General features: G+C 31.7%; 10 protein-coding genes. 3 read left to right on the top strand and 7 right to left on the bottom strand.

The window, feature by feature from the left end; all coding sequences use genetic code 11:
• Positions 1 to 341: 341 nt before the first annotated feature.
• Genes LQ693_RS04645 through LQ693_RS04625 form a run of 5 tightly spaced genes read right to left on the bottom strand, consistent with a single transcriptional unit; the run spans position 342 to position 5,578 of the window.
• A complete protein-coding gene (locus LQ693_RS04645) occupies positions 342 to 2,219 on the bottom strand; it encodes a BglG family transcription antiterminator (RefSeq protein WP_239703088.1) in 1,878 nt (625 codons plus the stop codon).
• Between the two features lie 38 nt (positions 2,220 to 2,257).
• Entirely contained in the window at positions 2,258 to 3,640 is a 1,383-nt protein-coding gene (locus LQ693_RS04640) for a glycoside hydrolase family 1 protein (protein WP_107596680.1), read from the bottom strand.
• On the bottom strand, positions 3,637 to 3,951 hold the full coding sequence (locus LQ693_RS04635; protein WP_239703087.1) for a PTS lactose/cellobiose transporter subunit IIA: 315 nt from the start codon (positions 3,949 to 3,951) through the stop codon (positions 3,637 to 3,639). Before LQ693_RS04635 ends, LQ693_RS04640 begins: the two co-directional genes overlap by 4 nt.
• A gap of 22 nt (positions 3,952 to 3,973) precedes the next feature.
• Positions 3,974 to 5,254, bottom strand: a complete 1,281-nt coding sequence (gene celB, locus LQ693_RS04630; RefSeq protein WP_103360928.1) for a PTS cellobiose transporter subunit IIC — start codon at positions 5,252 to 5,254, stop codon at positions 3,974 to 3,976.
• Between the two features lie 9 nt (positions 5,255 to 5,263).
• Positions 5,264 to 5,578, bottom strand: a complete 315-nt coding sequence (locus LQ693_RS04625) for a PTS sugar transporter subunit IIB (protein WP_239703086.1) — start codon at positions 5,576 to 5,578, stop codon at positions 5,264 to 5,266.
• 207 nt (positions 5,579 to 5,785) lie between these two features.
• Here LQ693_RS04625 and LQ693_RS04620 point away from each other — a divergent pair, with 207 nt between their 5' ends.
• From LQ693_RS04620 to LQ693_RS04610, 3 genes are all read left to right on the top strand, one after another.
• The gene (locus tag LQ693_RS04620; protein WP_107565884.1) at positions 5,786 to 7,150 is read left to right on the top strand and encodes an amino acid permease; all 1,365 of its coding nucleotides are present in this window, start codon (positions 5,786 to 5,788) and stop codon (positions 7,148 to 7,150) included.
• Between the two features lie 219 nt (positions 7,151 to 7,369).
• On the top strand, positions 7,370 to 8,539 hold the full coding sequence (locus LQ693_RS04615; RefSeq protein ID WP_107565885.1) for a hypothetical protein: 1,170 nt from the start codon (positions 7,370 to 7,372) through the stop codon (positions 8,537 to 8,539).
• 17 nt (positions 8,540 to 8,556) lie between these two features.
• Entirely contained in the window at positions 8,557 to 9,774 is a 1,218-nt protein-coding gene (locus LQ693_RS04610; protein ID WP_107565886.1) for a metal-dependent hydrolase family protein, read from the top strand.
• Between the two features lie 82 nt (positions 9,775 to 9,856).
• Here LQ693_RS04610 and LQ693_RS04605 read toward each other — a convergent pair whose 3' ends face one another.
• Together LQ693_RS04605 and LQ693_RS04600 are read right to left on the bottom strand one after the other, a co-directional pair.
• Positions 9,857 to 11,236 carry an NAD-dependent succinate-semialdehyde dehydrogenase gene (locus tag LQ693_RS04605; RefSeq protein WP_107565887.1) on the bottom strand — a complete coding sequence of 460 codons (1,380 nt, stop codon included), beginning with the start codon at positions 11,234 to 11,236 and terminating at the stop codon, positions 9,857 to 9,859.
• Complete coding sequence (locus LQ693_RS04600) at positions 11,199 to 12,590, bottom strand: APC family permease (RefSeq protein ID WP_107591034.1); 1,392 nt, start codon at positions 12,588 to 12,590, stop codon at positions 11,199 to 11,201. Before LQ693_RS04600 ends, LQ693_RS04605 begins: the two co-directional genes overlap by 38 nt.
• Between the last annotated feature and the right edge of the window lie 12 nt (positions 12,591 to 12,602).

Here is a 12,602-nt window from a genome sequence, read left to right as displayed (position 1 = left end):
CCAGTTCGGTCGACTACATCATAACGCTATCGACCATATTGGTCAATTATTGTTATTAAATAAAACAGCCACCAATTCACAAAATACGAATTGGTGGCTTATTTAGTACTTACAGCACTATGTACTGACCCCTTTGTTTGCATATACAGTTAAAAAATAAATCCAATTTAAATTAAAGACCTAAAGCTGTAATCAAATCTACGATCGGTTGTAAGATACTTGTTAACATAAGAAATCTCCTCCTTTGTTTAAGTTATTCTTATTCTATATCAAATAATTATAAGTACAAAAAATGAGTAAACTTACATCACAAGTTATGTAATGTAAGCTTACTCTTAAATTTAAGGTGAAAATATTTTTTTAAAAGATTCTTTAGAATCTGCCTCTAATAGTTTTAATACTTTAGAATAATCATTTATTATTTCAGAAAGATTTTGATACACTTTTTCTAAATTAATCGTAGTATTCTTTTTCAATCCTAAACAAAAAATAATTTGTGCTTCTTTATCTTCCCAAGCAATTGGTTTATCCATCGTTATTATATAAATAAAAGTTTGTTTAGCTAAAGGCATTAGTGGATGTGGAATGGCCACCAGATTACCATAAGCTGTAGAAGCATGATATTCTCTTTCTTTTACACTATCGATAAAATTATTGTGAATTAAATTCTTGTTTTTAAGTTGTTTACCTAAGTATTCCAACAACTCATCTTTACTGTTTATTTTTTTATTTAATTCAATAATTTCTATTAGTTCTTCTGAGTGTCGAGAATCTTTTAAATCTATATAACGTTGAATTTTGTCTGAGTCTTGCTGTGACATAATAGGGTTAACATAAAGTATTGGTAAACTGACATCATCATTTATTGGTACTGTTGAAATTATTAAATCTGAATGCTCAAGTTGAGCCCTCTGAATATTGTATAATTCTATAATTTCAGTAATTTGAATTTGATTACCAAAATTTTGGATTAACTTATATTTAATTAATTGAGAACTCGTTAATCCGGAGTTACAAACTAGTATAACCTTTAACTTTTCTTTTTCATTTTCAATTCTATTGAGAGCCATTTCAAAGTGCAATGCTAAATAACCAACTTCACTTTCTGAAATTTGCACTTTCAAGTCTTTTTCAATCATTTTACTAGCCACTAAAGCAATATCAAATGCGAAGGGATAATTTTTTTTGATTTCATTTAACATTGGATTTCTAATATTCATCTTGTATTTATATCTATTTATTGATGTACTCAAATGTAAATATAAATTTTTCTTAAGTGTATTATCCGTAATTAGGTCTAAATAAAAAATAAGTTTTATATGATCTAACATATGTGTAATCATACTATCAATAACATTATTTTTTTGTATCATATTACCTTCATTCATAATTCCAGTAGTAACAAAATGGATATATAAACAATCTTTTTCTTTTATAGGCAATGTCAAATCAAATCTTTTTTCAACAAACAGTATAAGTTCATCAAAAAATTGACTCAATTCATTTGTTAATGGAAGATCATCAATTTGGAATTGCTGTTCAACCATCAGTTGATTTTTGATTCGAACTATCGCAATGTTAATGTGTGTTACAAGATTATCAAGTTTAACTTCAGGTATCTCAATTTGGTATTTTCTAAGTAACTTCACAAGATATGACTTTACACTGGAAATATCATCTTCAGTAAATCCAATGTTTAAGTGCTGATTATTCAATAGAAACTCTGCTATTGCATATATTATCTGAAATTCTTTGCCAATTAACTTCATTCCATAATTTGGTCTACTGACTACTTCTATTTCATAACGAGCTAAAACTCTCTTCATTTCAATCATGTCATTCTTTAAAGTTCCCACACTGACAAACAAGCTTTCACTCAGAGATTCTAATTTTGTATAATGATTATCAAGAAGTAATTTTTTCATGATAAATCTAATTCTGCTATCTTGATTATTGAAATTTAAGTTTTCATCTTTTAAAAAACGCTCATTTAAAAAATAATTAAACTTACCCTCATCAGTAATATTTAATTGATAGCCTTTCGATTTTTTTATAAAGATTACGAACCCATTTTCTTTACTCGTTTCATTGATAACCTTTATGTTTTCTCGAATAGTTTTAGACGAACACCCTAAAAGTTTGGCTATGGATATACTATTCATATATTCGTGCTGATGTTGATACAATATCTTTACTATATTGAGGTGTCTGGTTTCCATCACGCTCTCTCCTAGTAGTTCTGTATATATATTACAGATTAATCTGTAAAACCATTACTTGAAGAAACTTCTTTAAACCATCTTCCACTTTCTTTAATTGTTCTTTCCATTGTTTCAAGATCAATAGATACAAAACCATATCTATTTTTATATGCATTCATCCAAGACCAATTATCCATAAAAGTCCACATATGATATCCTCTACAATTTGCACCTTCTACTATAGCTTTATTCAACCATATTAAATGTGATTTCACAAAATCTATTCTATAGGTATCATTTATTTTACCATTTTCGATAAATCTCGATTCATTTTCAATACCCATACCATTTTCTGAAATAAAACTTTCTATATTACTGTAATTATCCTTCAAATTAATCATAATATCATAAATCCCTTTAGGATAAATCTCCCAACCACGATATGGATTCATCTTTCTACCTGGCATTTCATAATTTTCAAAGTAATATTCCGGAAAGAATGGGGAATTAGGATTTGGCAAAGTGTCTCTAGCTTTTACCCGTCTAGGTTGATAATAATTTACTCCTAATAAATCTACTGTATAATTTTTTATAATTTCAAGGTCATCTTGTGTAAAAGTTGGTAATAGATCATGATGTTTTATAATATCTACTAATTGCTCTGGATAGTATCCTTTTGTTACAGGATCTAAAAAACTTCTATTAAAAAATAAATCTGCAATTTCGGAAGCTTTAACATCTGCTTCGTTTTTACTTCTTGGGTAAGATGGTGTTAAATTTAGGATAATCCCAATTTTTCCATCATACCCTGATTCCTTATATTCTTTAATTACTTTAGCATTAGCAAGGATAGTATTATACGCAACCTGAAATCCTCTTTTAGCATCTACAATATTTGGATAATGGAAATTATATAAATATCCACCTTCAACTGGTACTATTGGTTCATTAAATGTAAACCAATACTTAACTCGATCGGCAAATAACTCAAAGCACTTTCTCGAGTATTCTACATATCGTTCTACAACTTCAAGTGATTCAAAACCACCTTGTTTTTGCTTTTCATATGGCATATCAAAGTGATATAAATTCACAAAAGGTTCAATATTATTTTCAATTAAGCTATCTATAACTTTATTATAAAATTGAACTGCATCTTCATTAATTTTATTACTACTTTGATTTATTAAACGGGTCCAAGATATAGATAATCTAAATGAATTATGTCCTGTTTCCTTCATTAAATAAATATCTTCTTCAAATTTATTATAAAAATCTGACGTTTTATTAGGACCAACATTTTCAAAAAATCGATTTGGTTCTTCTTCAAACCATTTATCCCAAATAGTTTGATCATTTATTGTTTTTGTACCTTCCGTTTGTGTTGCACTAGCTGCACTTCCCCACCAAAAGTCTTTTGGAAATTTATATTGAGTCATGATTTCATCTCCTTATATAGATCTATCATTTCATTCGCTAAATCCTTTACAGTAATTGCATTCATTAAATGATCTTGAGAATGTATTAATAACAAATTCAATTCACTTTCTGTTCCTTGCGCTTCATTTTGTAACAATTCAGTTTGAAATTTATGAGCCTTATTAATTTCTTGTTCCGCTTCTTTAATAAGACCTGTTGCTTCTTCAAAATTTCTTTCTTTTGCATATTGTATAGCATCCATTGCACATGAACGCCCATTTCCTCCATATAAAATAATTTGAAAAGCTATCTCATTAATTGAGGTTGCCATTGTATATTCCTCCGTCCTTATACTATTTTTCTATTTCTTGCTTTAAATAGTTTTTATCTAATAATTTTAAAAATGGCCACCAAATAATAAATGTAATAATTAGATTTACAAGTTGTAATGCTGCACCTTGCCATGCATTACCAGTTGCTAAATATCCACTTATAAATATTGGAGTAGTCCAAGGTACGATAACGCCAGAAGGTTTCGGAACTATACCTGTATACATAGCTGAATAACTTACAATAGTTACAATCACTGGTGATATAATCCAAGGAATTATTACTAAAGGATTCATTATGATAGGTAAACCAAATAGAATCGGTTCATTCACATTAAAAATGGATGCTGGTGTTCCTAATTTAGCAATTTCTTTATTTTGTTTACTTCTACAAATTAAGTAAATTGCAATTACGACTGCTATCGTTCCACCTGTTCCTCCCATACCAACTAAGAATGTATCTATAAATTGCTTTGTAATGATATTAGGTAACTCAATTCCTTTTTGGAATGCCTCAAAATTTTCATTATTTAATGAATACCATATTGGATCAAATACAGTGTTCACAATAATCTGGCCGTGCAATCCGAAGAACCAAAATATCTGAATAAATAAAACCGCAATAATTGTTGCAGGAAGTCCTTTACCTAAGGCAGTTAAAGGTTCTTGAACAATTGTATAGATTAAATCTTGTAATGTATTAAAAGGTGTTAAGGCAATTAAGATTCTTATTACCAAAAATATAGTTAAAGTAAATGCTACTGGTAACAGTGCACTAAATGATTTAGATACTTGGTCAGGTACACCTTTAGGCATTTTTATTGTTATTTCCTTCTTTGTAAAATAGCTATATAACTCTGAAGTAATTATAGAAACAATAATTCCTAAAAACATACCTTTAGCACCTAATATTTCTGTAGGAATAACGCCTTCAGTTTTACCTACAACTTGAGGTGTTAAAATAAGTACTGCACTTAATGCAGTTACAGCACCATATATTCCTTCTAACCCATTTCGCTCAGTTAACTTATATCCTATTCCCAATATTACAAAAAGCCCCATTATTGATAACGTCGCTGCAGATGCTGGACCCACAGCATTTTGCCATGCTGTATATTGGCTTTCAGAAAGTAATTTATCTAAAAATGGAAAATTAGCAATTACAACAAATATAGAACCAAATATAATTAAAGGTAGTGCAACCATAAAGCCATCACGTAAAGATGCTAAATACTTATTATTATTTAACTTATCTGCAATTGGCAGTAAAACATCTTCTAACTTCTCCATAAAAGTGCTTTGCATTTTTATCACCTATTCCCCTAATAATTTTAATGCCTGTTTAAGAACGCCTTCCCCATCAATTCTTCCGTAACTTACAGAATCTATTGTTTCAATTGGTAATTCTAGTCCCTTTTCTTCAGCTGCTTTCGTAAATTTTTTCTTCATAAACCTCATTTGTGGTCCTATTAATAACACATCATACTCATCTAAAGAATGAAATGCGTTATCACTAGACATTGCTTTGATATTCACCTTAATTCCATCCGCTACTGCTGCTTCTTCCATCTTATTTACTAATAAACTTGTAGACATTCCCGCTGAACATGCTAATAAAATATTTTTCATCTTGATTTCCCCTTTCGAATATATTTTCATTATATTTTGGTTACGCTTACATATCGATATAATCATTTTCCTCTACTAGTGGAACAGAAACATTTATTTATATTAATATGCAAAATACAAATAATCGTAGTATAATGCTTTTTATATTGTTTTATAAATCTTATTGTTTACATATGTTTTATTGTGTTTAAGGAGAGCGAATTAAAAATGGAAAATCATGAGTTAAAAAGAAGTATGTCTAATCGGCATATTCAGTTAATTGCTATTGGTGGCGCGATTGGTACCGGTCTTTTTCTTGGAGCTGGTAAGAGTATTTCACTAGCGGGTCCATCTATTTTATTAGTTTATATTATTATTGGTTTTTTCTTATTTATTATGATGAGAGCCTTAGGGGAATTATTACTTTCAAATAGTAACTATAATTCTTTCATTGATATTGCAGAACATTATTTAGGTCCTTTATTCGGATTTTTAACTGGATGGACGTATTGGTTTTGTTGGGTTGCAACGGGAATAGCGGATATTACGGCTGTGGCTAAGTATATTCAGTTTTGGTATCCTGATGTTCCTGCATATGTTTCTGCAATTGCAACAGTTGTTATTCTATTAGGTTTAAATCTTATGACTGTTAAATTATTTGGTGAGGTCGAATTTTGGTTTGCACTCATTAAAATTATCGCCATTATATTATTAATTGTCATTGGTTTATGGATGATATTTAATGGTTTTAAATCTAGCACAGGTATTCAATCTGGATTTCATAATTTATATAGCCATAATGGTTTCTTCCCAAATGGTGCTATGGGCTTCTTACTGGCTTTCCAAATGGCAGTATTTAGCTTTGTAGGAATTGAACTTGTAGGTGTAACAGCTCGTGAGACGAAAGATCCTGAAAAGAATTTACCTAAAGCGGTTAATTCTATCGGTATTCGTATTTTAATTTTCTATGTATTAAGTTTATTAATCATTATGAGTATCACACCATGGAATAAAATTGATCCTGCTGAAAGTCCTTTTGTTAATTTATTTGTATTAGCTGGTATTCCAGCTGCTGCGGGAATAGTTAACTTTGTCGTGTTAACTTCAGCTGCAAGTGCTGCAAACAGTGGATTATTCAGTAATAGTCGTATGGTTTATGGTTTAGGTCAAACGGGTCATGCGCCTGAAGGGTTAAGCAAGACAAATAAACGTGGTGTACCTTATCCAGCATTGATATTCTCAGGTGTTGTATTATTCTTCGCTGCGATATTAAATTATTTTATACCAGATGACGTATTTACACTCGTTACGACATTGGCTACGATATTCTTTATTTTTATTTGGTCTATCATTTTAATTTGTTATATCAAATTTAGAAAAGAAGACAAATCTTTACACGAAAAATCTAAATTCAAAAATCCATTCGGTGTGATTGGATCATATCTTGCATTAATATTCTTTGTATTTGTATTAGTTATTTTGTTCTTTGCAAATGATACACGTACAGCATTAATGTACTCACCTTTATGGATTGTACTATTGCTTGTTATTTATTATTTGAATCATCGCAAGCAATCTACTTCAAATGAATAACTCTAATAAACAGTAAACATCGTCATATGACGTGTTTACTGTTTTTTATTGAACAAATGTTATATACCATCGAATAATATTTAAATTCTTGTTATATATTGAATACAATTAATAGTGTGATATTTATCTATATATTCTAAATTTTTAGAAAATACTATTAACTTCTTGATTTAGATATGCTAAAGTTTGACTATTAACTTTAAAAAGGAGGGAATGCAAATGGTTAGTGAACCGCTTATTTCAGCAACAATACTATTCGCATTAATCGTTCTCGGGGAAATTATATCTTATCTTACAAAGGCTCGTGTACCAATGTTATTAACGGCAATGGTCAGTTATTTGCTTTTATCATGGGTAGGCGTCTTACCTGAAAAGATATTAGATAATGCCATTTTACCTTCGCTAGGTGCGCTTATTATTGCACCAGTTATCATGCATATGGGTACAATGATGCCGCTTCATATACTTAAATCACAATGGAAAGCAGTTGTTATATCAATATTGGGTATATTGGGTTCTACAATCTTAATATTAGTCTTCGTTACACTCCTATTTGATTTCCGTACTGCTGCTTCAGGTGTTGGACCTATTGCTGGAGGTATCGTCGCGCTGCTCATCACAGTCGAAAAGCTTCAAGATTTAGGATTAGCAAATTTAATTGTTTTACCCGCTATCGTGCAGGCCCTTCAAGGCGTTATCGGTATGCCATTAAGTTCTATTCTTATGAAGCGCTATTCAAAATATTACTTAGCGAATAGACATACAGACAAAAATGTCGCTAATATTTCTAACAAAAATGAACCTAAGAAAGAAACGATATTTAATAAGAATCCGTTACTTCAAAACAATGTTATCAGACTCTTTATTATGTTCTTCTTAGCAAGTATTGCCTTCATGATTGGCGAAGTAACAGGCATTCATTTCACACTCGTCAGTTTATTATTTGGTGTTATCGGTTTGAAAATTGGATTGTTTGAACAAAAAGAACTGGAACGTAATCAATCATTCACAATTATGATGGTTATTATCATTTTAATCGTTATCGGTTCTATGGGTGGCATTAAACCACATGATTTATGGGAATTCTTACCTGCTATTTTATCTATTCTTGTTATAGGTACAATTGGTATTTTAATTGGCGGATTTATCGGTGCTAAATTAATTGGTTGGAAACCTACTAAAGCATTACCTGTTGCTTTAACCGCATTGTATGGTTTCCCAGGTGATTTTATTTTATGTGAAGAAGTCAGTCGATCTGTTACTGATAATGAGGAAGACAGAGAAGATGTATTTAACGAGTTATTAAGCCCGATGATTATTGGTGGATTTACAACCGTTACAGTTGCATCCGTTATTTTAACATCTATATTAATGAACTTTATTAAGTAATTGAGGAGGACATAGATATGATTATAAAAAACATCAATTTAATAGACGGTACTGGAAAAGACATTCAACGATGTGTTGATATAAAGATTGAAAATCATGTCATTTCTGAAATTGGTACTCATTTAAATGGCGACAATATAATAGAAGGAAATGGTCAATATCTATTACCAGGTATGATCGATAGTCACGTACATGTTATGTTGGAAATGGAACCTTTAGAGAGAAGATTGGCTACACCTTTTTCATATAACTTCTACAAAGCAATTGATCATTTAAAACGAACAGTTGATGCAGGTGTTACAACCGTTCGAGATGCTTTAGGCGCAGATTTAGGTTTAAAAGAAGCTGTGAATGATGGTTTAATACTCGGACCACGTTTACAAATAAGTGTTAACGCATTAACCATTACAGGGGGTCATGGGGACAGTTATACTAAATCTGGTATACAACTACCTATTTTGCAAGATGGCTATCCTGGTTTACCGAGTGGCATATGTGATGGTGTCAATGAAGTTCGTAAAAAAGCACGCGAAATGTTAAGAGCCGGTGCTGATGTATTAAAAGTACATGCAACTGGTGGCGTAACAAGTGCAACTGACCATCCAGATTATACGCAATTCTCATTAGAAGAATTAAAAGTCATTGTAGAAGAAGCTCAATTTAGAAATAATCGAAAAGTTATGGCACATGCTCAAGGTTTGCAAGGTGTTAAACAATGTATAGAAGCAGGCATTCATTCAATTGAGCATGGTATCTATTTAGATGATGAAGCTGTTCAATTAATGAAAGAAAAAGAAATGTACCTCGTACCTACATTACTCGCACCTCTTTCCGTTATAGAATTTGCCGAAGAATTAGGTATGAGTGAAAATTCTATTAAGAAATCTAAACAAGTCATGCAAGACCATATTGATAGCTTTAAAAAAGCACATCAAGCTGGCGTGAAAATAGCAATGGGTACTGATGCAGGTGTATTCAAACATGGAACTAATTTAAGAGAATTAGAGCTTATGGTTGAACACGGCATGACAGAAATGGAAGCCATTGTTTCGTCTACTAAGACAGCTGCTGAATGTTTAGGTTATGACGAAGACTTAGGTACAATTGAAGTAGGCAAAAAAGCAGACTTCATTTTACTAGATCAAAATCCTTTAGAAGATATCAAAGTATTAAAGGATCCAAATAAAATTAAAGTCGTTTCAATAGATGGCAAAATTGTCAAAGACATTAGATAATATCATAGTATTTAAAATGTATTCTAGAAATAGAAACATATGAAAACCCCCTAAAAGTTGTCACTTTTAGGGGGTTCATTTCTTACATATTACCGATTGATAAATATTTAGTTTCTAAATAAGGTTCGATACCTTCGATACCGCCTTCACGACCATATCCACTTTCTTTAAACCCTCCAAATGGCGCATGCGCTGCTGATGGCGCACCATCATTCCAACCTATCACACCGAAATCAAGCTTCTTATAAATATCAAATCCTGTACGATAGTCATTCGTGAAGAAATAAGCTGCTAAACCATATTCGGTATCATTGGCAACTTTAATAACCTCTTCTAAATCTTCATATGCCATGACTGCTGCGATTGGTCCGAATGTTTCTTCGTGCATCACTTTCATTTCAAGATTAGCTTGTCTAATAACGACTGGCTTTAAGAAATTTCCACCTAATTTTAATTGTTCTAATGGTAATGACAATTCTCCACCATTTTGAACAGCATCTTCAATTTGGTCAATGACTTTATCTACAGCTTGTTGATTAATGAGAGGTCCCATTTCAACGCCTTCTTCTAAGCCATTTCCTACATTTAATGCATTTACTTTTTCAGTTAAACGTTCTGTATAAGCTTCTTCTATATCTTGATGTACATAAATTCTATTTGCGCTTATACAAGTTTGACCTGAATTTCTAAATTTAGTCGCGATTGTTTGATCAACTGCTAATTCAATATCTGCATCTTTATGAACAATAACTGGTGCTAATCCACCTAATTCCATCGTGACATTTTTAACTGTATTTGCAGAATCTTTTATTAAATGTTTACCGACTGGTGTAGATCCTGTGAATGTTATTTTCTGTATAATTGGACTTTCAGTAAATATTCTACCTGCGTCTTTACCACTTAATACAACATATTGAATGGCATCTTCAGGGATACCCGCTTCATGTGCCAATTCAACCATTCTTATCGTCGTTAATGGTGTTTCTAAAGCTGGTTTACAAACAATTGTACAACCTGCAGCTAATGCTGGCGCCATTTTTCTCGCAATCATTGCTGCTGGGAAATTCCAAGGTGTAATTGCACCAACAACTCCTACAGGAAACGGATCAGTAATAATCTTTTTACCTTTTTGATTAGCAGGTATTGTCTTACCATAAATACGTTTTGCTTCTTCTTGATACCATTGAATGTAACTATTCGCATAGGCAACTTCGCCTAATGCTTCTTTATAAGGTTTACCGTTCTCTAATGTAATTAATTCCGCTAATTCTTCTTTATGTTCATCAATTAATTGATACCATTTTAATAAAAGAGATGAACGTTCATGTGCGTCTTTTTCGCGCCATGATTCATATGCAACTTGTGCTTTATCAATTTGTTGAATAGCTTCTTCTTCAGAAGTATAAGGAATCGACTTAACGATTTCATTCGTTGCTGGATTGTATACTTTTAGCTGTTTCAAATACTTCATCCCCTTTTGATTTTGTTAAATATAAGACTGCTGCTATGCCATACCATACGAATACGATAATCCATTCATGTGGCCAAATAAGTGATGAAGGCATTCCTGGTAAATAAATTGCGATAAATGCAATACTTAAAATAACAGCAATCCAACCGACTACTTTACCACTTTTAATACGATATGGTCTTTCTAAGTTAGGTTCACTTTTTCTTAATTTTAAAAATGCACAAGCAACTAAGAAATAACCTAATACAACACCGATGCCACCAGCATCAACAATCCATACTAATGCAGGACGACCTAATAATGGTGCAACAAATGCTAATACACCAAGGAATATAATACCGTGTGTTGGTGTTTTGTATTTAGGGTGAATGTATGCAAACCACTTAGGAATCATATTATTTTTCGCCATCGCATATAAAATACGACTACCACCGATAATAAATGCATTCCAACTTGTGATAATACCAGCAATTCCACCTAATACGAGTAATATACCAAATCCACTTGATCCAAATAAATTCACCATTGCATCTGCTGTAGCTAATTCACTTGTATTTAATTGACTCGGTGTTAAACCTGTTGCAACACCAAACACAATTAATAAATAGAAGATAACAGATGCTATGATAGAGATAACTAAAATACCACCAATTTTTTTAGAAGGTGCTTTTACTTCTTCAGCTATTTGTGGAATAACATCGAACCCTACAAATAGGAATGGAATCATGATTAGCACAGACATTGTTCCGCCTACACCACCATTAAATAATGGTTTAAGATGTGTAAAGTCACCATTGAATCCTGCACCAAAGAATAATAATAAACCGACACCTACAATAAATATTGTAAATACAGTCTGCATAACTGCAGCTGGTTTAACGCCAAAGTAGTTTAATGACGTTAATATAACACTACCTATAGAACCGATAAGTACCCAAGTTAAGTAAACATCCCATCCAGCTAAATTCCATAATAAACCAGAATGTTCAAATGGTATGACATAATCTATAACAGTTGGCAATGCGACTGCTTCAAATGTAATGACAGATACATAGCCAAATAACACTGACCAACCAGATATAAATGCTACACCTGGACTAAATGCTTTCTTAACGAAGACAAATCCGCCACCTGTTTCAGGAATTGCAGAGGCAAGCTCTGCATATGTTAATCCAATAAAAATTACTAATAATCCACCAATTACAAATGCGATAATACTACCTAGAAATCCTGCTTTTGAAATCCATTCTCCCGAAAGAACAACCCAGCCCCATCCAAGCATGGCGCCAATCGCGAGAAATAATACGTCTGCTATATTCATTGATTTATTAAATTGAGAATTCATAATTATACCCCA

The organism is Mammaliicoccus sp. B-M6, assembly GCF_022386965.1.
GTDB classification, from domain to species: Bacteria; Bacillota; Bacilli; order Staphylococcales; family Staphylococcaceae; genus Mammaliicoccus; species Mammaliicoccus sciuri_A.
The sequence above is the reverse complement of the archived record's forward strand: the minus strand, read 5'-3'. Positions and strand labels throughout refer to the sequence as shown.

Coding starts and splice junctions, on each gene's coding strand:
- celB (WP_103360928.1), bottom strand. CDS start 5,254: ATGCAAAGCACTTTTATGGAGAAGTTAGAAGATGTTTTACTGCCAATT.
- LQ693_RS04610 (WP_107565886.1), top strand. CDS start 8,557: ATGATTATAAAAAACATCAATTTAATAGACGGTACTGGAAAAGACATT.
- LQ693_RS04600 (WP_107591034.1), bottom strand. CDS start 12,590: ATGAATTCTCAATTTAATAAATCAATGAATATAGCAGACGTATTATTT.
- LQ693_RS04615 (WP_107565885.1), top strand. CDS start 7,370: ATGGTTAGTGAACCGCTTATTTCAGCAACAATACTATTCGCATTAATC.
- LQ693_RS04620 (WP_107565884.1), top strand. CDS start 5,786: ATGGAAAATCATGAGTTAAAAAGAAGTATGTCTAATCGGCATATTCAG.
- LQ693_RS04640 (WP_107596680.1), bottom strand. CDS start 3,640: ATGACTCAATATAAATTTCCAAAAGACTTTTGGTGGGGAAGTGCAGCT.
- LQ693_RS04635 (WP_239703087.1), bottom strand. CDS start 3,951: ATGGCAACCTCAATTAATGAGATAGCTTTTCAAATTATTTTATATGGA.
- LQ693_RS04645 (WP_239703088.1), bottom strand. CDS start 2,219: ATGGAAACCAGACACCTCAATATAGTAAAGATATTGTATCAACATCAG.
- LQ693_RS04625 (WP_239703086.1), bottom strand. CDS start 5,578: ATGAAAAATATTTTATTAGCATGTTCAGCGGGAATGTCTACAAGTTTA.